A 20,457-nucleotide genomic window follows, 5' to 3' on the forward strand; every position below is an offset into this window, starting at 1 on the left:
GTAACCTTTCCTGCCAGCTCATACAGCTGTAAAATCATACTCTAATTTTGTCGTGAAATATAGTACTTTTCATCGAGTGGCTAAAATTACCTGACACGCTTGCGCAAACCAGCATACCCACGCACACATCCATTGAAACAATTGAATTCATAGCAAAAGGCTGCCGACTTGCTCAGCAGCCACTATCCATTATAAACCTATGTCAGACCGGATTGAAAGTTTTGCTCATAATTGCTTCTTCTTGCCTAGGACCCTAGAGGTGGAACAATGAGTATCATGTTATAATGAGAGGAATCAATGTCTAAAAATACGATACTGGGAATGTGATAGGATATGGTCAAATCAGTGAAATACACCTCCTAAATGAAGGAATCATTCAAATTTAGGAGGTTATAACGATATGTTTAATGCAATCGTGTTAGATCAGTGGGATCGAAAGCCATACTTTGACCACTACTTGAATCAGGTCAGATGTACCTACAGCATCACTGCCAATCTGGATATCACTCTATTGATCACCGAACTCAAGCTTAAAGGCATGAAGTTCTATCCAGCTCTTATTCATATGATCTCTACGGTCGTCAATGCACACAGGGAATTCCGAACCTGTTTTGATGCTGAGGGAAGATTGGGCTACTGGGACGAGATGTCTCCGAGCTATACGATTTTTCATGAGGATGACAAGAGTTTCTCAACGATCTGGACGGCATTTCATAAAGATTTCGAGACGTTCCATATTCGTTATCTGGAAGATATGAAGAATTACAAAGATCACAAACAGTTTGCTGCCAAACCCAATGAACCACTGAATACGTTTCCGGTTTCCAGTATTCCCTGGGTGAACTTTACAGGATTTAATCTGAATATCTACAATGAGGGAACCTACCTGTTGCCCATTTTTACAATGGGGAAATATGTTCAACAAGATGATAAAGTCTATCTTCCCTTGTCCATTCAGTTACATCACGCCGTGTGCGACGGTTATCACGCTGGCGTTCTATTTAATGAATTGCAATCACGTGCAGATCGTTGCCACGAATGGTGTTAGTTAACTAAATGACGAAAAGGCATTCCTGACTTCATGATGGAGTCATGGAATGCCTTTTCTCTTTCTTTTTTTTCAAATACGATTTAATTACACTTACTATATCCACAGTTACTGCATGTTTTGCATCCTTCCACATTCATCAGAGATGCCGAGCCGCATGAAGGACATAAATCTCTCGATTCGATAAAGGTTTTCTGATCCTCCACTTTTGGATATGCGCTCTCCACTTGATTCTGTTCTTGTGTGGCTCCAGTTTCGTTCTCCTGCACATTGCTCTGTATATGACTTTCCAATGCTTTGGCAACCGCATCTGCAATGGACTCCACACGATTGGCTCCAAATCCAATTGCTCCCGAACCGCCGATTCCTTTAAGATGTTTAATCAGAAGTTGAACCTTGTGCCCATGATCTCCGTATCGCAGGAACAGAGAGCATACTCGACCGAGTGCCTCAGCCATGGCGAACACATCCGATCCCGCTTTGCCCACGTTCAGGAAGATCTCACCTGGTGTTCCCTCCAGATCATTGATTGTGATGTAGGCCATACCGAATGGCGTATTGATTTTGTATGTCGCACCTCGCAGTACCTGAGGACGGCTTCTATATTGTTTATCGAGCACTGTTGCAGAGGAATGGCTTTCTTCAGATGTTTCAACACCTGCCTGCACTTCCGCATTATTCGTCAATTCACTAACCGATACATCAGGAAGTGTCTCCGAGTTAATATTTAATGACGAATCTACATGTTCGGACTTAGCACTATCCTTCTTCGAAGTGGATAGCACCTGCACATCCCTGCTGCCATCGCGGTATATCGTTACTCCCTTGCAGCCTAGGTCGAAGGCCAGTTCGTACAGCTCAGCCGTATCCTCCACCGTAAAATCAGCCGGACAATTGGCCGTCTTCGAGATCGAACTATCCACCCATTGCTGAATCGCAGCCTGTACCCGGATGTGATTCTCAGCCGAGAGATCCATCGCCGTCACATAATAGTCTGGTAAAGTTTCACCCGGATGCTCATCCAGCCAATCTTGTGCAATGGGTACGAACTGTTCATCATAACCTAGACGGCTTTGACGGAAATACTTGAAGGCGAAATACGGCTCAATGCCTGTCGAGGTGCCTACCATCGTACCTGTACTTCCCGTCGGCGCTTGTGTGATCAGTGTGACATTTCGAATGCCTTGTTTGCGAATGGCCTCTCCCACTTCAGGATAGGTCGCAACCATGTTTTTCATGAATCCACTCTGTAAATAAGGTTCCGCTTCAAAAGCCGGGAAAGCCCCCTTCTCTGCTGCAATCTCAGCCGATGCCAGATAGGCCTCTTTTGCCATGAATCCATACAGTTTATCCAGAAATTCAAGGGATTCCGGGCTGCCGTATCGAATACGCAGCTTAATCATCAGCTCTGCCAGTCCCATCGTGCCAAGCCCAACTCGGCGTTCACGTTGCTGATTCAGTCTGTTTTCCTCAAAATGATAAGGTGTTGCATCGATGACATTGTCCAAGAACCTCGCCGAGATGCGAGTGGTTTCCGCCAGTTCATCCCATGCCACATCATGATTCGTTTCATCGTAGAATTTGGACAGATTGATCGCTGACAGATTACATACACCCCAGCCAGGCAAGCCCTGTTCCGCGCAAGGATTAGTACAAATGATCGGATTGAAGTACCAGCTATTGGACATCTGGTTATAGTACTCCATGAACACAACACCGGGCTCTGCTGACTTCCATGCTGATTCAATAATGGTATGCCAGATTTCGCGCGCCTTCAGCGTCCGATAGTGCACCACCGAATGACCTGCGGCTTTCCACTGCTGCATATCCCCATTCCACTCTTTGTCATAGTCCGGATCATTCGTATCGGGGAAAACCAAATCCCAATCTCCGTCCTGCTTGACAGCCTCCATAAATGCGTTGCTCACACATACAGAGAGATTGGCATTCGTCACCTGCCCCATGGTTTGTTTTACGGTAATAAAATCAAGCACATCCGGATGCCAGTCATTCATCATCAGCATGAGTGCACCCCTGCGACTTCCGCCCTGTTCAATCAATCCGGTCGTATAACTGAACAAGCCACCCCAGGATACAGAACCGCTGGATGATCCATTAACACCTTTGACCATCGCCCGGCGAGGACGCAAAGAAGACAGATTAATACCTACACCTCCCCCGCGTGCCATAATCTCGGTCATCTCGGTCAGGGTTCTCATGATGCCACCTCGACTATCCTGAGGAGACGGGATGACATAACAATTGAAAAGAGTCAGCTCATCGCTTGCACCCGCCCCCGCAGCAATGCGGCCACCGGGCACTAATTTCCAGTCTTCCAACACGGAACGGAACTTGGACTCCCACGTTGCCTGCTGATCCGCTGTGGATTCGACAGAAGCCATCGCTTTGGCAAGACGGTCCCACATCTCTTCTGGTGTTTTTTCTATATTGAGTGTCAATTTCTCTACGTTCGTCTCGATGATCTCTCCACTTCGAGTCCTTACTTGTACAAGCTGACCCTGACGTTCTATAATTTCACCCACTTCCTTGGTTGGGAACTTGGGATCGTCCTTCGTTAATACCAATACAACATCCCCAACCTTGGCATGATTCGAGTCCGCGTCCTTCCAAGCGTATCGGTCCAGAAATATTTTTTCGCTAAGTCCTTCTAATTTGTACGATCGTTGGTTCGATTTCATCATCACGTTCAACCTCCCCGGAATAACAGCTACATGGTTCACTATACAAATAAAATTATGATTTAACACTACATATAGTGATATAATTTAAGTATAATACACCATATATTGATTTTCCATGCAACTTTTATCATAGACCTTATTTTATAGACTCCCCATACTCGGACAAGCTTCTTGTAAATAAACTGTAGTTCACATTGGTTCAACTAAACTTTTTACACAAGAACGGAGAGGACAGAAATAACCTGAAGAAGCGAAGCGTTCGCCTAAAAGCTTTCTGAAAGAAAGCTGCATCGAAAGCATACCCTATCCCCGGGTTTTCCCCCTTTGGAGAAGGGAATCAAAAAAATCTGGGGATAACAGCGATCGGAAGGTTATTCTGTCATCGGAGTGACAAGTGTAAATATTCCTTATTTGAACCCACATAGTTATGAACTGCCTCTCATTCGTCCATACTATTACCTACGAATAGAACGTCATCACGTATGGCAGGGGAGGAAGCACCATGAACCGGAAAAACCCGCACACGAATCAACCTGTAGCCGAACTGCCCGTTCCGTTGGAATTCGATCGGAGCTGGATTAATCAATTGGAATCACGACTGGATAAAGGAGGCCCTTGGGGGGATTACAGACTCTTTCAACTTGGCATTCAGGCCGAAGAGACCAACCTGATTCCCAATTTTGATGAGATCCAATGTTTGAAGCATCTACAAGGCCTTACCCCACTCCCTCACCAGATGGACACTGCACGCAGAGTATTATTTGAAATGTCAGGCCGGGCCATTCTCGCCGACGAGGTGGGGCTTGGCAAAACCATTGAAGCCGGTCTCATTCTGAAAGAATATATGGTTCGAGGTCTCGTATCCAAGGTGCTTATTCTCGTGCCTGCTTCTCTTGTGTTGCAATGGGTACGTGAGTTGAATTCAAAGTTCGGCATCCCTGCTATTGCCCAGAAAAAGGCTTATTCCTGGCAGAATGAAGTGGTCGTTGCTTCCATGGATACAGCCAAACGTGACCCGCATAAAGATATGCTGCTGAATACCGATTACGACATGATCATTATTGACGAGGCCCATAAGCTCAAAAACAAGAAAACAACCAACTATCAATTCATGCTGAAATTGCGCAAAAAATATTGTCTCTTGCTTACAGCTACACCTGTGCAGAACGATATGAGTGAGCTATTCAATCTGATCAACCTGCTGAAACCCGGTCAACTGGGTCGTCAGGGTGATTTTGCAGCCAACTTTGTCGTCGACAAACGTGTTCCAAAAAATCAGGAACAGCTTAAGAACGAACTTTCCAAAGTCATGATTCGCAACCGCCGCGGCGAAGGCCCCGTTCAATTTACCAAACGGAATGTCTCCAATGTAAATCTGCAACTATCGCCTGAAGAACAGGCGTTGTACGATGGCGTGACTTCCTTTGTGAAGGACCAATATCAGGAAGCTGGCGGCAACCTGAGCAGCATGCTCTCCCTTGTCACATTGCAAAGGGAAGTGTGCAGCAGTCGGGATGCTGTATTCGTAACACTCGTTAATCTGTCGAAGAAACTTCCGCTGGATTCCCCCCTTCGGGACAAGATTTGGGAACTCGTTGCCCATATTAAAGCGATTAAGGAGAATACCAAAGCCGAGAAAACAATGGAACTGGTTCGAAACATGAATGAAAAAGTAATTATATTCACCGAATACCGGGCTACACAGGAGTATCTGCTGAACTACTTCCGTAACAACGGGCTTACGGCTGTCCCTTATCGGGGTGGCATGAATCGAGGCAAAAAAGACTGGATGATGGACTTGTTCCGCGGGCGTGTTCAAGCCATGATTGCAACCGAAGCAGGTGGCGAGGGCATTAATCTGCAATTTTGTCACCATATGATTAACTTCGATCTGCCCTGGAACCCCATGCGGGTGGAGCAGCGGATCGGTCGTGTACATCGGCTGGGACAGCAGAATGACGTGAACATTTTCAATCTGTCCACAACCGGAACCATTGAGGAACACATTCTAAATCTGCTGCATGAAAAGATTAATATGTTTGAGATGGTGATCGGCGGACTGGATGTCATTCTGGAACGGCTCGAGAAGAAAGAATCTATTGAGAAAAGTTTATACAAAATCATACTGGAATCACAAAATGAAGAAGATATTCGTCGTAAAATGGATTCTCTCGGACAATCGCTGAACTCCATTCAGCGTGAGGTTGCAGATGAAGGGCCTCCCTTGTCCAGTTTGGATCTTCGCAAAGGAGGTAGCTGACCGATGACCATGTCTCCGCATGAAGTTCAAGCTTATGTACTCACCTACCTGGAAGCACTCGATTGTCAGATCATGGAGCGATCCCCTGCCCATGTGACGGTCAAACTCTCACCTGAGGCGGACAAAGCGTTGACTAATCGACCTTATTATTGGGGGTTTGTGGAGCGAACCGGAGCACCCGCTGAGACGATGTCTTTTACATTTATATTCGATCCCGACAGCTATCAGCAAGCCATGGAAGCCGCAGAAGCCAAAGCTGCACAGGCTTCACCTCCGGTTACACCTGATCCTGCCGGAACGAATGGTATCACTAACGGGAGTCCCCAAGTTGAGCCACCGAAAGAAACCATTTTGGGCCGATACTTCGGCATTACTCCATCCATGCCACTGCTGGGACCCGGACGAATATTGCGTGAAGATGTCGTGTACGGAAGCCGCAGATTACAACAGATTTTTGGCGCTGCCCGTGAAGGCGGTGCCTTCGTGAACCTGTTCGAGCAGGCAGCCAAACGACAATTACGCGCTACAGCACCGGCCGTATATGAGCCTTGGCTCGGTGTCTGTTTCAAGGTGGAATTCGCCTGTGACTTGAAACGGGAGGAATTACATTTTCTTGGCATCTCCCTTCGTTCAGGTGAAATTATAGAGAAGTTCGGGACCAAGCTGAATCGACGCGACCTCAGTCCGAGGCTCGCGGAGAACATGCATGTGCAGGCAGCTAAAGTTTCGTTATTGGATGCCGGAGCTGCTTTGGAATCTCATTTGACGAACCGCTTACTGGAACTTGATTATAGCTGGGCAGAGAAAGCCCAAGAGCGACTTGATCTGGAGCTGGACGTGTTGGACACATACTATGAAGCTGTACTTCGAGAAGATACGCCTGAGGTAGAAACAACGGACAACTTGGCATCAGGCACGGAAAATGTCCAACCTAATCGTAAGCCACCTGTACCATTGAAGCCACTTATCGGTATAAGCAACGCTGAATCCATTGGAGCCGATGTAGAACTGGCGGCAGAGGCCGCAGTACAGGTCGATTCCGAGACAGATGCCGAGGAAGAGAAAGCAAAACAGGCGGTAATGGATCGTGAAGCCATGAAATTGCAATATGAGACACGTCGAACGGAAATGATCTGGCAATATGAGCCCAAAGTGAAAGTGACTGCCATTAGTAGCGGCATGTTTCACTTAAGATAGACGAAGACACTACTTTTCCTGCAAATGCTGGCAAAAGTAGTGTTTATTCATGATCAGCCGCCCGACAGGTTGCAGCATCCTTTGCATAGCCTGTCCCCTAGAATGAAATTAGAACCGATTAGGTAACGTATACTTGAAAAGAAGGTGTTTAATTGAAACAATTCTTTCATTTAAGGTGGAACAGTGCCCGAAGAACAACATGCATGACCTTGGTCTTACTCAGTTGTGTTGCCCTGCTCCCCTTCTGGTCGATTGCAAATGCTGAAGATAAAACACTCTCTTCACCAACGCTTGCACGATCAACAGAGTATGATTCTGAAACTCGTACAGCTCAGAATAATAAGTTAGCTCCCGTTGAAGTACAGCAGTTTGCACAGCACCAAGCTGCTGCACTCGGCACAGCTAACGCCGAATCCAATTGGAAGAACGCCGATCTGGACTTCTACCCTCTTGGCCCCGGTACACATAGCTGGCTCGTACAAGCTACATTTGAAGGAAACCCCATCGGATATATGATTATTACAGCCACAGAACAGGGACAGATGAAGCTTAGTGAATACGGTCAAGGAGAGCAGTCACCGTACAACAGTGAACTTCTTGGACAAGCCTTGAATAGACAACATGTGAATCTTGATGCATTACTTGCTAACGGAGGAGAGCTTCATTCTAATTATGCTCTCCCTCTGCTGGCGTACTGGAAATTGGAGCGACCGAATCAACCTGCACTTTATATTGATGCTACGAACGGAGATTTACTACCATCAGAATTCTTGAATCGACTGGAGTCTAACGCCAACCAAGTCTCAGCCAGCGTTACTGTTACTGATTTATCCACTATTTCATCTTTATCGGTCGATCCGCTTCATCCGCGTCCTGTCTTCAATCCGGCGGACAATCTGTTGTGGATTACATCCAAGCCTGTTGATGCCAACCGGGCACAAGATGTGATACAGCACGGGGAGAATCAGGAGATTGTTTTCTCAGCAGATGATCGTAACGTCGTATACGGCGGACCTCTCCCCGTTAGCGGTTATCAGCTATGGCATACAGATCAGGAAGAAGGGTCCGTTCTATATGTAGCTCTAGGCGGAAAACCATTCATTCAACGCTTTGTCCCATTAAGCACTTTGCAACAAGATGGTCAATTTTACATCGTGAAGCGTTGACCATAACAAATAAGACGCCTTCCCATGTTTCAAAGGGATTGCGTCTTTTTGGTTTTACATTCGCGAAATTAAGTTAACGGTAGTCACCCTTTGCCCGAAGAACTTCGTTTATGAGACTCTGTATCCAATTCTTTTTCCTTTTTCCCTATCCACAGGGATACAGCGAATGGAATCATACCGAACCACTTCATGGCCCACGGCTCTTTCTTTTTGGCGCGACCTTTCCGTTCATCCTTCGGCGTGTCAATATAATGAACTACACGCTGCGTAATGTATTTTACCAATTCATCACTTTTGGCCATAACCTATGCCCCCTTCGCTCCTGTACATTCGTGGAGCTTACGATAGTTCTAGTGTGTGCAGGATGTGCCATGGTTAAACATTTCTTATTGAAAGGGGTATGAAAACCCTCAAAATGCACAGTCTAATGCCAAAGGTATCCATACAGTCATTAATCTGCATCCGATGCCTATTTCATGAAGGAGTGTGTATTCCCATGTATAAGCTGCTGACCGCTTCGTTAGCCTTGCTGATCAGCTTCCAGTTCCTTCCCATCCTGCCACATAGCGCTCATGGAAAAGCAGCCTATCTTGATCTTGCCGCAATACAAAGTTCAGATCATTCCACCCCAGCTCAGAACAGTCCATCCATGCTGCCCGTGACCGATGGAGATGCTTATCGCTCAAGTCATCATGCCTTTGCAGCACCTGTCATCCTGCTCGACGTGGGCCATGGCGGTATTGACGGTGGTACATCAGCCCAAGGTGTGCTGGAGAAAGACGTTAACCTCGCCATTAGCCAAAAGGTGTATCTCCTGCTTCGCAGCAAAGGTTATGCCGTCATTATTAACCGACTTGGTGATTATGCACTTAGTGATGAGAACCGCTGGCTGAATAGCCGCTCCCGTCATACCAGGGATCTTGCCCAACGTAAAAGCCTCAGCGAAGAAGTGAGTACAGATATCGTAGTCAGCATCCACGCGAACTGGAGTCCCAGATCCACTACACACGGCCCAGTGGTACTGCACCAGAAGGAGGGCAGGAGCTATCTGCTGGCCCAATCCATTCAGGATGCGATGAACGATTTGTGCGGTACTAGGCGCAGAGTTGTGTGGGGTAAGCCCTTCTATATGTTGAATTACGTGAAGCAACCTGCTGTCATCGTCGAAACCGGCTTTTTGAGTAATGCCGAAGATCGAGCCAGAATGAGTGATCCAACGGAGCAAAAACGAATCGCCCAATCCATCGCTAATGGCATTATTTATTACCTGTCGGTAGTGTAGGGGCAGCATGCCAGTTCCACACTTCGCGCACCAGATCACCAATACCTACAAACTCAACCTGACCCTGAAGACGGGAGATCGATTCACGAACCACAGCAGATGTGTTCAACCCCGTATGGCCGACATGACCAATGACGACACATATATTCTTGTCAATCGCACGCTGAGCTGCCAGATCCATTTGCTTGCGAATGTGCTGCTTGGAGTTTTGATCATCCAAGAAAATGTCATTGCCCACAGGTGGCATATCTTTGGATATCGCGAGTTCACCCGCTACGGAGCGAAAATTCGTACGGCTATCCACAAAGAAAAGGCCTCGTTCCCTGCATACGTCGAGCACAATCGACATGATGCGTTTGTCAGAAGTGATTTTGGAGCCCATATGATTGTTCATTCCAATCGCGTGGGGCACATCATCTATCGCTTTCTCTACGCGTTCGCGGACTTCTTCATCCGTAAGATTGGATGTGATTGCGCCTGGGCCTAGCCACTCAGGTTTTCCTTTCTGGGGTTCCATGGGCATGTGCACAATCACATCCATTCCCTTTTCATGTGCTGCAATCGCATCTTTCTTCGTTGTTGGCAGAAAAGGCATTACGGCCACAGTCAGTTTGATTGGCATCGCCAGTATCTCATCCGTTCCCTTCATGTTGTTACCCACGTCATCAATGATAATTGCCATTCGTTTAGGCGTACCCTTTGATTTGACTTCGGTCACCGCTGCTGTGGCCAAGTCCGCACGGCTCAGTGAACCAACCAAAACTAAAATTCCAAGAACTCCTATTACAATCATCCTGAAGATAATTTTGAATTCCCGATTTGATTTCAATTCTTTTCTCACCGTTCTCAAAATTGAACCCCTCCTTTTATCCGTGTCCTCATTGTTTCATAATGTAGGCATGAATATGTACGTGGAAGGTAAATGATACAGCGGTAAAAAATTGATTTACCCTGACCCACCAGGATAAGTTGAGGCGTTAAAGTGAAATCAAGACATTAAAAAAGGCCTGTACATTGCTACAAGAGCAACATACAAGCCTTTTCTTCTGATGCGGTCGAGAGGACTCGAACCTCCACGGGGGGTTAGCCCACACGGACCTGAACCGTGCGCGTCTGCCAATTCCGCCACGACCGCATATTATATCTCCGTAAGCAATCTCGGCGACAAGAAATAATATATCATGCGGAATCTATCGTGTCAACAGTGAAAATAATAACAATAAAGCCCGAGCCAGACGTCCATGTCTGAGTCGGGCTTTACTTATAGTTACTAGGAATTGACGCAATGAAACCTGCGACTCCTTACTATTTACAGCTTGGAAGGCCAGTTACCGTACCAAGCATAACCGCCTCTTCTTTCTTTATCAATATCACTTAGTTTGTATTTAACGACCCCGTCACGACCAATAAAGATCGGTTTATCCGTTCCCACTTCGTAGAAACGAGCCCAGATCGGTGCAGCTTTGGAATCAGCGATAATTTTGCTGTCTCCGTTTGCTCTTTCATACTTGTAACCCGTAATCTTCACTTTGTTAAACCATGCCTCCGCTCCGTTAATGGATGCCGTAATTTTAGCGGTAGCAGGTCTGGTTTTCAGGAATTTAACAATCGTTACACTCTCTCCAGCCGTCAGCGATGGTACTTCATAGATTCTTGCGCTTGCCGGTTTAAGGGAACTGGAATCATGTTGTTGTCCCCATGCTGTCAGCTTACCGCCTGAAACGACCTGTGTATTCAGAATCGCATCTACACCTTTAGCAACAGAGTTCTTACTGCGATTGGCAAGGGCACTGTCGATAAACGAGAAGTCACCTTTACGCGTTGCTACTTCATCCAGCATGTACATGACGTTAATCATGGCATCATCATTATAAGTGATGTGTTTGTGATATCCGGAGCTTTGGTACACTTGCGGCCATCCACCGTTCGAATACTGCATATTGATCAAAAAGTTGATTCCTTTAATTGCAGCCGCTGAGTAACGCGGATCATTCGTCTTTTTGAATTCTTTCGCCAATCTTCTAATTTCTGAGTATGTAGCCTTGTTGTCAATCGTGGACTTCGCCCATTCTCCACTGGTTTGTTTATAATCTTTTCTCCAACCTCCATCTGGCAGCTGGTTCTTCAAAACATCGGAAATACTTGCTGTTGTGCCTGATGCATCGGCAGCAGATACCGTTGCTACAGGGAGAACTGCCATTCCAACGGCTGAGAATACCATGGTACATGCTAGAACAAAAGTAACTATTTTTTTTGCTTTCAAAGATAACACTCTCCTATGTTTGTTTTAATAAATCTTCCACTTCTACCTTACTTAAGATACGAATCCTCAAACCTCCTTTATTTGAATTTTTCGCACAATAAAATCAAATTCCATCCAATATGTGGATTGGATAAAACGATAATATGCAAAAAATCGATTTTTGTCAATATATGCAACTTAAAGAATATAATATCTTAAATTCTACATAACGGAATAGTTCTTTTAACTCATGACAAACCTATTCATTTATCCAAAATCACCTTCAACGAATCAATAATGACGTTTTTGTCATGAATGATACCCAAACTTGATGCCCTCTTTCATATAAAAACCGTAATTCCGATAACATTGGGGTACTACGAAGGGTTTTAAATGGGTTTGACAATTACGCATTTATGCAATATAGTTTCAAATAGTTACAAAAACTTAATTATTCATTGCCGAGTTTCATGTTTGAAAACGGGGGAACCATTTTGGGTGAATTATTCTTATACATAGGAAATATAGGGAACCTTCTACCGAACCCTTAGCTAACTCCGTAGGCATCGAAGGGAGAATATTGATTTTGAAAAAACTGATTATCTCCATTTTTGGAGCAGCTGTACTATTTACATCCGGGGCAACAAGCACAGAGGCAAGCAGTATTAACTCCGTAGTGAACAACATGACAGGTATACCTTACAAGTGGGGTGGCACGACGCTGGCCGGCTTCGACTGTTCCGGGTTTATGAGATATCTTTTCAACAAATACAGCATTGAATTGCCACGTACTTCGCAGCAGCAAGCCAAAGCAGGTACTCCGGTATCCAAAAGTAACATTCGCACAGGTGATCTGGTATTCTTCAATACGATGGGCAAAGGCATTTCACATACAGGTGTATATATCGGCGGAGGCCAATTCGCTCATGCTTCCAGCAGTAAAGGGGTAAGCATCACCAAGTTGTCCAATCCATATTTCAATGATCGTTACGTAACAGCACGTCGGGTAACCGGACAGTTTATGTACGATAAAATGTTAGGGAAAATGTAGGTATGATATAGAAAGAGGAGGCTCCGGATCACCCGGAACCTCCTCTTTTGTTTAGCTAGTCATGTATGGACCAATCTTTGTACTACCTTACCTGTATTTAATGTAAAGCTTTCTGCACTCGCATTGCGCCTTGAGACAGAGCATGTCCGCCTCCGACAGCTCCGGCAACTGCAACGGTCTCCATGATCTCCTGATCTGTTGCGCCCTTGGCACGAGCTTCTTCTACATGGTAGAAGGTACATACCTCATTGTTAGCGAATAGTCCAATCCCGAGCGCAATCAGCTGTTTTGTCTTCGCATCAATCACACCTGGCTGAAAACATTCTCCAGTAAACTCATGATACGACTTCACCACACCTGGCAGCACATCGCTTAATGCTCCAATCTGATCCTTGTAGGCATGAACTTTATCATTCATCAATGTCATTTGCAGCACACCCTCTCGGCTATAGTTACAGATCATCCTCACTGTACCTATCTTCTCACCCGAGTGAGTCATTTATGCCAAGAAATCATGGTAATTGCAAACAATTAAACGTTCATGTTCTAGCGTTACTCACTAAGTAAACTTTGGCGCGGCTCGCTGAACAACTGATATCGGTAATTACGATCCAGCTTAACGACACGTCGATTCTGACGACGGATAAGTACCTGCTCGCCATCCCAGGCAACTACAATTCCTGTGACATCATTAGATTCCAGCTCGTCCCTCACTACTCTTACTTTCTCACCTGACAGACGCAGAGCGTCCAGTTCTGTATCACTGATCATGTTCATGGCTCCTATAATCCAAATTTATTTACAAAAAGAGACCTAAATGAAATGTCATTTAGGTCTCACGTGACTGTATTGGACTGTCATGTCATTCGAAATTATGTCCCGACTGAAAGTTACCGCTGCGCGTGCTCTTTGCTGTCGTTCTTCTCGAACCAAAAATCAAGCACTTTGGCGGACATCACACGTTCTTCAAGGTACTCCACTTGATGCGGTGTAAATTGTTCTTTCCAAGAGAAGGACAACTCTTCGCACAAGCCTACAATCGTCAGTAATTCTGACCAGGCAACATAGCGTTTGTACCAGAAAAATTGAGGATGTTCAATCATATAGGGATAAAGGTCATCGAATTCCGTATGTTTACAATCCAGGGCACGTTCAAAATGAACTTTCGATTCCGCCAGCTTATCAATAAAAAATTGTTCTGTTGCCGGTTGGTTCCCCATGGTGTTGCCTCCTCTCCCTAACATAACCCCATTATAAATGAAATCCGCGGTCATGCAAAGGCATAGTTCAAAAAATAGGCCCTATTCCTTTAAAATGTCACATTTCGTTATCGTCAAATTGTACCGTTCCATCGTTCAGGGAACGAATGCGTACCAAGGCTTCCACCGGAATACCCTGTTCACGAATCGTGCGCGCTCCCGCCTGAAAACATTTCTCGACCACAACGCCGAATCCGACGAGCTCCGCACCGGAACGTTCAATAATTTTGATCACTCCACGAGCGGCATCTCCATTGGCAATGATATCATCAATGAACAAAATGCGGTCATTCTCATGAATGAACTCGCGAGAAACCATAATGTCCGTTACAATTCCCTTGGTAAAGGACGGTACGCGTTCACAGTAAGCATCAGGATCAGCCAGAAGCGTTTTTTTGCGACGGGCGAATACAAGTGGTACTCCAAGTTCATGGGCTGCGGCAAAAGCAACAGGAATCCCTGAGGATTCTACCGTGATTACCCGAGTCACTCCACTTTCACGAAACCGGGCAGCAAACTCCCGTCCCATCTCCATCGTTAGTGCAGGATCGATCTGGTGGTTCAACAGACCATCCAACTTCAACACCTGATCCGAGATGACGACACCTTCTTGTAAAATTCGTTGTTTCAATACTTCCATGATTTGACCTCCCAAGCCTATCCTATGAGGTAAAAGTATCATATATCTATCTATAAGTTCAAGCGAAATTGCCTGGGTGCTGTCCTTAAGGTGCAATTCAAGCCAGAGCTCGCTTTCCATTGTCATGACTTTCGTGGGTCAAGCATACCTTGTACCATGGTACCCGCATGTCCAAACTATACAGGGGCCTGAGAGGGGAAACACATGAAACAGGCATTTCGGGTGCTGCAGATCGCATTTACATACATTGGAACGGTGGTCGGAGCCGGCTTCGCAACAGGGCAGGAAATATTGCAGTTTTTTACCCAGTATGGCAAATGGGCCACCATCACCATAGGCTTATCCACCATGCTCTTTGTCTGGTTAGGTACCAAAATGATGCTCATAGCTCACGATACCGGTTCCCGCTCTTATGAGGATTTGAACAAACATTTATTTGGCCAAAAAGCGGGCAAATGGATCACATGGGTGACCCTTCTCATTCTCATTGGCGTGAACAGTGTCATGCTTGCCGGAGCAGGTTCCGTTTTTGTTGAACATCTGGGTTTGCATTATCAGACGGGTCTGATCGTCACACTTGTAGGTTCATATCTGCTTCTTGGTCGTGGCATTCAGGCCATCCTTCAGATGAATAGTATCGTCGTGCCCATGATGCTCCTGTTATCTCTGCTCATGATAACTAGCACCCTGCATCATCCTGGTGCATCCCGATTCATAACGCTGACGACAGACTCAAGCCCTTTTCAGGTGTGGTTGTCTCCACTGCTGTATACTTCGTTTAATCTGGTATTGGCCCAAGCCGTTCTCGTACCCTTGGGTAACCAGATTCACAGTCGGAGTGTCCTTAAATGGGGCGGTGTAGTCGGCGGAATTGGTGTAGGTTTCATGTTGATGGCAGCTCATTTCGCCATGTCAGCGCAGATGCCAGGCATCATCCAATTCGAAATCCCGATGGGCAGCATTGCGTTTCAACTCGGGTGGGCAGTGCAATCTGTATATGTATCCCTTATTTTTATGGAGATATTCAGTACATTTGTAGCAGACATCTATGGAATGACTCTGCAACTCAGACAACATATACGTGTGCATCCCCGTTTCATTACATTAACCATTATGCTGTTGTGCTACTCACTCAGTCAGTTTGGATTCAGTTCTCTGCTATCCATCCTTTACCCCATCTTCGGAAGTATGGCACTATTCTGGGCTGCCAAATTGGTACTTAATCGCTGGGGCGCTTTTCGTGGACGCAACAATACTTAAGACTTCACGGTTATGTATATCACGATGTTGATGAACATCAATTGGTTCATGGCCATAACTCATCCCGCATACTATTTCCTTGAAGATGACAAAAAGCCGCTGTTTCGCACAGCGGCTTGCACTTTTTGCTCTTTTTTTCCTAGGCTTGACTGGGAAACTGCAAGTACATCTTTTTCAACTCATTCACCGACCTGCCGAGAGAGTAATGCGTTTTGGCTTTTTCACACGCTGAACGTGCAAGCTCATAACGGTAAGCCGGGTCCAGCATCACTTTTTCAAGTGCTTCAGCCAGCGCAGAAGGATCTTCTGCAGGTACGAGCAACCCATTGCTACCATTCTCGATCTGTTCGGGTATACCACCTACATCCGTGCCGACAAGAGCCAGGCAACTCAGAGCCGCTTCTGCAAAGACAGAGCCAAATGCTTCTGCCCGTGAAGGCAATACAAAAATATCGAAGAATGGCATGAATTCCTCAGGGTGAAGTGTATACCCATAGAAAATGGTTTCATTATAAATGCCCAACCGCTGCGCCAGTTCTTCCAGGTCAGGACGAATCGGTCCGTCTCCAATAATGTGTAACACATAATCATGACCTCGACCCTTCAGTTCTGCACAAGCCTTGAAAAGAATATCCAACCCTTTTGCGGGAACAAGCCGACATACCGTGACCAGTTGCGGTATGGCATTATCATGAGGAATTGGCTTAAACCGCTTCTCATCGAATCCATTGGGGATCACTCCAATAACATCAGGGTTCTTCACGTAAGGCCCCAAATAACGACGGAACGAATCCGAGACCGTCAAGAGGCGCTCCGCCTGATGCTCCAGCTCACCATATATTGCAAGCAGGAATCGATGCTCAGGCCCATCTGTTTCAATGCGTCCATTCAGAATTAATTCTCGTTCATAACTGGAGTGAATCGTCTGAATGAGGGGTGTTTCCGGGAAAACCGTTTTCATTGCAAGTCCCGCAATCGGGTGGTGAGCATGAATTAGATCATAGGGCTTCTGAATACGCAGTTTGGTCCACCATAGGTAATCACGATAAGTTTGAATATATTTTTGGACAACAGGACTGTCCTGATATTCGGTCCAATCAAATGTTTCGAACTGAACTTCCTCTCTGCCCTTGTTGCGAATACGCTTCGGCAACGAGAACAGATCCATTTCCCACCTCGGGGTTGTAAACCTCTCTTGCATATACGGAATCATAGAGGATACACCTCCGGGCTGCTCCGGAGGAAAGAAAAGCGCCTGCAGCAATTTCACCGTTAGTTTCCCCCTTTCTAGCTTACGTTCTTTCAATGCATATACATTCATGATATATCAGAACATATGTTCAGTAAAGATACAAAATGAGAATCCCTCTCAATTGTTCACCCTTGAATGAATGAACATCTTTTTCTTGTCTGCGTAATGCTCTACTGTCCATTATGACATAGGAAAGCCGGAACATCTATATTACATTAGACGCCGCAAGCCTCCAGTGAAGATCACTTGTTTGCACTACTCTGCTGAATCTGATTAATTAAACTGATTAAACTGATCCAGCTGTTTATTCAACAAGTCGTATATACAACATATTCACTTACTTCACCCCTCAGAAGTAAAAAACACGATCCTTCAATCTCCAATGGTTGTCCGCAACGTGTTTTTAGATAGCCCAAATTTTCAGCTGAGCAGCTCCACGGGCTTCTCATATGTACTGTAACCATCTGTCTCTCCCAAAAAGGTATACCCATTCCGCGCATAAAAAGTATTCAACGTCACGTTGCTCGCACCGCAGTCCAACCGAACCGTATGTTTGCCTTCAAACTGAATGCCATTGCTGGACCATTGCAAAATAGACCGCCCCAGACCGCTCTGAGTATATTTTCTTCGAATCGCCAAACGATGCAGATAGATTGCGCCATCCTCGGCGTGAGCTTTGGTACCCCAGAGATGAATATCCCATGGGCTTGGCTGAACCATAAGGATAACCATTCCCGCTACGTCCGCACCTTTTTTGAAAACAAAAACATCCCCACGCCGAATTGCCCCTGCCGTATCATGTGAATCTTCACCTTTAAGCAATGCGTTCCATTGAGAAGAACCTTGGCTTTGTAACCATTCGGCTGTTTCCATCAGCAGCGACATCACATCCTCCGTATCTTCCGGCTTCGCCTGAACCGCTTGAAAACCATCGTTTAAATATTCGCTAATTATTCTGTATGAGTGCATCATGGGTATCCTCCGCTTCCTGATCTCTTTTAAACTAATGGTACTATACCGGGAAATGGATTTTTCGTCAAAATGAGAACAAAAAAAGGTAAAAGGCAACTGCCTTTTACCCGTCTATTCTGGCCTCATCAATAATCTGGTTTCGATATAACATCGTCAGGTGCAAGGTGTCGAACTCCATTTCCTTGTCCAACTCCTGCATGAGCACCTCGACCAGGCTCTTTCGCTGCATGCTGGTTCCAGGAACCTCGTAATCAATGTATCCCGTCAGATCGGAATGAGAAGTGTCTATGGTTGCTGTACCCACAGGCAATCCACCTCGCTCCTGAAGAAACAGCTCATATACCCTGAACTCCCGATCCTTACGCTTCAGCATGACATAACAAGTTTCTTCGGGAGCTTCCAACTCATCCAAATCCGATTCATGGCTATCTTCAAACTCCTCGGAAAAATCGCGATGTATCCACTCTAACGCCTCAAGTTCATTGCCCTGATGCCACATGCGAATTGTAATCGTATCAATGTTGTCCTCATCCAGCTCCCTGACCAGCAACTCTGCCGCGGCTTCCAATTGATTCTCATCAGGCTCATCGTACCAGTGTATTTCACCTTGTGCATCAGCACCATATTGTTTTAAGGAAGCTTCCGCAAGTTCCTGTCCATCGACATCATTAAATAGATATGTTGAGATGCTGCGTCCTGCGCTTATCATTTCCATCTCCAGGACATGATCCCGATCTTCATATGTAAACGATTCGGCTTGTGAACCAGGAATGACCTTCGTTTCAATACTGGATATATCGTCATCGCTCTCTTCATCATAGATCATATCCTCGGATGACCATAACGACTCTGACTCAGGCATGTGCAAAACCGAATGTAATGAGCCACAACTGACCAGCACTTCATAATATGCAGCCTCCAACGCGTCCGCAAGAGATCGGACATAGGCATGTACTTTTTCCACGATATATTCTTCAGTATCATCTGGAAGTAACCCTTCATCGATCTGAAGACTACCGGATAGGCGATCCCCTTCTCTGTATACCACAAAAAGTGATCCTGCATATTGTCCATTGACCATTACATCCTGTACTTCACCACCTGATGTACGCAGGTCAGCAACCAATTCCACCTCATGTTTCATAACCTGTCCTCCATTCCTAACGTTATTATCATAGGATGCCCCTGAAGACGGTAGATTATGAGGCAGACATTCATTTCAGAACGAATATCAGAACTAGACAGAACGGTTAGACGGATAACACATATTTTTGGATTGCGTGTGCCACACCCTGTTCGTTATTGGAGAGTGTCACCTCATCTGCAGCAGCTTTCACCTCATCCGGTGAGTTATCCATAGCAACGCCTTTGCCTGCAAAGGTCAGCATTGTAATATCATTGAAATAGTTACCGATCGCCATGATCTCCGAAGGCAAGATTCCCTTCGATTCGGCAAGCCTTTTGAGCGCAGCGCCTTTGGACGCTTCGGGATGCATCAAATCAATAAAAAAGTCACCACTCCGTGTCATATAATAAGGCAGATTCCAGGTAGACCACTCCTGCAGTACAGCATCCATCTGTTCAATAGGACCAAATGCAGTGAATTTGGCCAGCGGCTCTGTCATGTCAACCCACTTGGGCAGCTTCATCGGTTCTGCCATGAAGTTGTAGTACATCTCACGCACTTGTAGCCCCAAACCTTCCGGTTGATCGACATACAGCCCAAAAGCCGTATTGATGTCGAAATGCACTCCATTGGTCCGGCAGTAGGTGATGATGCGCTCCAGTCCCTGTCCATCTAATGCAAAATGATGAACCACTTCACGTGTATCCACCTGTGCTGTTACGGCGCCATTATGTGTAATTACATATCCATCCAGTCCCATCTGTTCCATAAAAGGAATCGTGTTGGCCGGACCTCTACCCGAACACAGAACGATCTCCGCTCCCTGACGGGAAGCTTGGATCAAGGTCTCCTGAGTCCATTCAGTAAGTTCATGATGATCATTGAGCAGTGTTCCATCTACATCAAGTGCAATTAATTTAATGGTCATTTTGGTTTCATCCTTATCTGTTAGTAGTCGCACCCACCCAAACCCTCCCTTCCGAGGGAGGGCCCCAGAGGG

Annotated in this window: 19 protein-coding genes, 1 tRNA gene and 1 riboswitch; of the genes, 7 read left to right on the forward strand and 13 right to left on the reverse strand. The window is 45.8% G+C overall.

Annotated elements, in window-relative coordinates; all coding sequences use genetic code 11:
• Positions 1–400: 400 nt before the first annotated feature.
• A complete protein-coding gene (gene catA / locus FS628_RS04090; protein ID WP_145319241.1) occupies positions 401–1,048 on the forward strand; it encodes a type A chloramphenicol O-acetyltransferase in 648 nt (215 codons plus the stop codon).
• Between the two features lie 83 nt (positions 1,049–1,131).
• Here the strand turns inward: catA and FS628_RS04095 are convergent, their stop codons facing one another.
• Entirely contained in the window at positions 1,132–3,747 is a 2,616-nt protein-coding gene (locus FS628_RS04095; RefSeq protein WP_145321380.1) for an adenosylcobalamin-dependent ribonucleoside-diphosphate reductase, read from the reverse strand.
• A gap of 505 nt (positions 3,748–4,252) precedes the next feature.
• Between FS628_RS04095 and FS628_RS04100 the strand changes: the two genes are divergently transcribed.
• From FS628_RS04100 to FS628_RS04110, 3 genes are all read left to right on the forward strand, one after another.
• Positions 4,253–6,010, forward strand: a complete 1,758-nt coding sequence (locus FS628_RS04100) for a DEAD/DEAH box helicase (RefSeq protein ID WP_145319243.1) — start codon at positions 4,253–4,255, stop codon at positions 6,008–6,010.
• A gap of 3 nt (positions 6,011–6,013) precedes the next feature.
• Positions 6,014–7,207 (forward strand): YqhG family protein, encoded by a 1,194-nt coding sequence (locus tag FS628_RS04105; protein ID WP_260870922.1) that lies wholly within the window; start codon positions 6,014–6,016, stop codon positions 7,205–7,207.
• A gap of 203 nt (positions 7,208–7,410) precedes the next feature.
• Positions 7,411–8,373 (forward strand): hypothetical protein, encoded by a 963-nt coding sequence (locus tag FS628_RS04110; RefSeq protein WP_145319246.1) that lies wholly within the window; start codon positions 7,411–7,413, stop codon positions 8,371–8,373.
• A gap of 83 nt (positions 8,374–8,456) precedes the next feature.
• Here FS628_RS04110 and FS628_RS04115 read toward each other — a convergent pair whose 3' ends face one another.
• Positions 8,457–8,675, reverse strand: a complete 219-nt coding sequence (locus tag FS628_RS04115; RefSeq protein WP_145319249.1) for a YqzE family protein — start codon at positions 8,673–8,675, stop codon at positions 8,457–8,459.
• Positions 8,676–8,869: 194 nt separating this feature from the next.
• On the opposite strand from FS628_RS04115, the gene FS628_RS04120 reads away from it, so the two are divergent.
• Entirely contained in the window at positions 8,870–9,655 is a 786-nt protein-coding gene (locus FS628_RS04120) for an N-acetylmuramoyl-L-alanine amidase family protein (protein ID WP_145319252.1), read from the forward strand.
• Here FS628_RS04120 and FS628_RS04125 read toward each other — a convergent pair.
• The 3 genes from FS628_RS04125 to pelA form a co-directional block, all read right to left on the reverse strand.
• Entirely contained in the window at positions 9,630–10,505 is an 876-nt protein-coding gene (locus tag FS628_RS04125) for a divergent polysaccharide deacetylase family protein (RefSeq protein ID WP_260870923.1), read from the reverse strand. The genes FS628_RS04120 and FS628_RS04125 overlap by 26 nt on opposite strands.
• Before the next feature lie 200 nt (positions 10,506–10,705).
• Positions 10,706–10,790, reverse strand: a tRNA-Leu gene (locus FS628_RS04130).
• A gap of 174 nt (positions 10,791–10,964) precedes the next feature.
• The gene (pelA, locus tag FS628_RS04135) at positions 10,965–11,918 is read right to left on the reverse strand and encodes a pectate lyase (RefSeq protein ID WP_222125178.1); all 954 of its coding nucleotides are present in this window, start codon (positions 11,916–11,918) and stop codon (positions 10,965–10,967) included.
• 428 nt (positions 11,919–12,346) lie between these two features.
• Positions 12,347–12,478, forward strand: a riboswitch (cyclic di-AMP (ydaO/yuaA leader).
• Between the two features lie 5 nt (positions 12,479–12,483).
• Here pelA and FS628_RS04140 point away from each other — a divergent pair.
• The gene (locus FS628_RS04140) at positions 12,484–12,948 is read left to right on the forward strand and encodes a C40 family peptidase (protein ID WP_062833670.1); all 465 of its coding nucleotides are present in this window, start codon (positions 12,484–12,486) and stop codon (positions 12,946–12,948) included.
• Between the two features lie 97 nt (positions 12,949–13,045).
• Here the strand turns inward: FS628_RS04140 and FS628_RS04145 are convergent, their stop codons facing one another.
• From FS628_RS04145 to FS628_RS04160, 4 genes are all read right to left on the reverse strand, one after another.
• Positions 13,046–13,375 (reverse strand): carboxymuconolactone decarboxylase family protein, encoded by a 330-nt coding sequence (locus tag FS628_RS04145; RefSeq protein WP_017689352.1) that lies wholly within the window; start codon positions 13,373–13,375, stop codon positions 13,046–13,048.
• Positions 13,376–13,500: 125 nt separating this feature from the next.
• Entirely contained in the window at positions 13,501–13,719 is a 219-nt protein-coding gene (locus FS628_RS04150; protein WP_145319255.1) for a hypothetical protein, read from the reverse strand.
• Between the two features lie 119 nt (positions 13,720–13,838).
• Complete coding sequence (locus FS628_RS04155) at positions 13,839–14,168, reverse strand: hypothetical protein (protein WP_024629266.1); 330 nt, start codon at positions 14,166–14,168, stop codon at positions 13,839–13,841.
• Positions 14,169–14,265: 97 nt separating this feature from the next.
• Positions 14,266–14,847, reverse strand: coding sequence for a xanthine phosphoribosyltransferase (locus FS628_RS04160; protein ID WP_145319258.1), 582 nt, complete (start codon positions 14,845–14,847; stop codon positions 14,266–14,268).
• Positions 14,848–15,051: 204 nt separating this feature from the next.
• Between FS628_RS04160 and FS628_RS04165 the strand changes: the two genes are divergently transcribed.
• Positions 15,052–16,107, forward strand: coding sequence for a YkvI family membrane protein (locus tag FS628_RS04165; protein ID WP_145319261.1), 1,056 nt, complete (start codon positions 15,052–15,054; stop codon positions 16,105–16,107).
• A 139-nt stretch (positions 16,108–16,246) separates the two neighbouring features.
• Here the strand turns inward: FS628_RS04165 and FS628_RS04170 are convergent, their stop codons facing one another.
• The 4 genes from FS628_RS04170 to FS628_RS04185 all read right to left on the reverse strand — a co-directional run bounded on the left by FS628_RS04170 (position 16,247) and on the right by FS628_RS04185 (position 20,385).
• Entirely contained in the window at positions 16,247–17,377 is a 1,131-nt protein-coding gene (locus tag FS628_RS04170) for a glycosyltransferase family 4 protein (protein ID WP_145319264.1), read from the reverse strand.
• A gap of 402 nt (positions 17,378–17,779) precedes the next feature.
• Entirely contained in the window at positions 17,780–18,328 is a 549-nt protein-coding gene (locus FS628_RS04175; RefSeq protein WP_145321384.1) for a GNAT family N-acetyltransferase, read from the reverse strand.
• Between the two features lie 106 nt (positions 18,329–18,434).
• Positions 18,435–19,475 carry a hypothetical protein gene (locus FS628_RS04180; protein WP_145319267.1) on the reverse strand — a complete coding sequence of 347 codons (1,041 nt, stop codon included), beginning with the start codon at positions 19,473–19,475 and terminating at the stop codon, positions 18,435–18,437.
• Positions 19,476–19,581: 106 nt separating this feature from the next.
• The gene (locus tag FS628_RS04185; protein ID WP_145321386.1) at positions 19,582–20,385 is read right to left on the reverse strand and encodes a Cof-type HAD-IIB family hydrolase; all 804 of its coding nucleotides are present in this window, start codon (positions 20,383–20,385) and stop codon (positions 19,582–19,584) included.
• Between the last annotated feature and the right edge of the window lie 72 nt (positions 20,386–20,457).

Source organism: Paenibacillus xylanexedens (genome assembly GCF_007676705.1).
Classification (GTDB): domain Bacteria; phylum Bacillota; class Bacilli; order Paenibacillales; family Paenibacillaceae; genus Paenibacillus; species Paenibacillus xylanexedens_C.

What these genes read in the sequence shown, in the direction of transcription:
- FS628_RS04115 (WP_145319249.1), bottom strand. Translation starts at nt 8,675, where the DNA reads ATGGCCAAAAGTGATGAATTGGTAAAATACATTACGCAGCGTGTAGTT.
- FS628_RS04185 (WP_145321386.1), bottom strand. Translation starts at nt 20,385, where the DNA reads ATGACCATTAAATTAATTGCACTTGATGTAGATGGAACACTGCTCAAT.
- FS628_RS04165 (WP_145319261.1), top strand. Translation starts at nt 15,052, where the DNA reads ATGAAACAGGCATTTCGGGTGCTGCAGATCGCATTTACATACATTGGA.
- FS628_RS04160 (WP_145319258.1), bottom strand. Translation starts at nt 14,847, where the DNA reads ATGGAAGTATTGAAACAACGAATTTTACAAGAAGGTGTCGTCATCTCG.
- FS628_RS04120 (WP_145319252.1), top strand. Translation starts at nt 8,870, where the DNA reads ATGTATAAGCTGCTGACCGCTTCGTTAGCCTTGCTGATCAGCTTCCAG.
- FS628_RS04155 (WP_024629266.1), bottom strand. Translation starts at nt 14,168, where the DNA reads ATGGGGAACCAACCGGCAACAGAACAATTTTTTATTGATAAGCTGGCG.
- FS628_RS04175 (WP_145321384.1), bottom strand. Translation starts at nt 18,328, where the DNA reads ATGCACTCATACAGAATAATTAGCGAATATTTAAACGATGGTTTTCAA.
- FS628_RS04145 (WP_017689352.1), bottom strand. Translation starts at nt 13,375, where the DNA reads ATGACATTGATGAATGATAAAGTTCATGCCTACAAGGATCAGATTGGA.
- FS628_RS04095 (WP_145321380.1), bottom strand. Translation starts at nt 3,747, where the DNA reads ATGAAATCGAACCAACGATCGTACAAATTAGAAGGACTTAGCGAAAAA.
- FS628_RS04100 (WP_145319243.1), top strand. Translation starts at nt 4,253, where the DNA reads ATGAACCGGAAAAACCCGCACACGAATCAACCTGTAGCCGAACTGCCC.
- catA (WP_145319241.1), top strand. Translation starts at nt 401, where the DNA reads ATGTTTAATGCAATCGTGTTAGATCAGTGGGATCGAAAGCCATACTTT.
- FS628_RS04110 (WP_145319246.1), top strand. Translation starts at nt 7,411, where the DNA reads ATGACCTTGGTCTTACTCAGTTGTGTTGCCCTGCTCCCCTTCTGGTCG.
- FS628_RS04150 (WP_145319255.1), bottom strand. Translation starts at nt 13,719, where the DNA reads ATGATCAGTGATACAGAACTGGACGCTCTGCGTCTGTCAGGTGAGAAA.
- FS628_RS04105 (WP_260870922.1), top strand. Translation starts at nt 6,014, where the DNA reads ATGACCATGTCTCCGCATGAAGTTCAAGCTTATGTACTCACCTACCTG.
- FS628_RS04180 (WP_145319267.1), bottom strand. Translation starts at nt 19,475, where the DNA reads ATGAAACATGAGGTGGAATTGGTTGCTGACCTGCGTACATCAGGTGGT.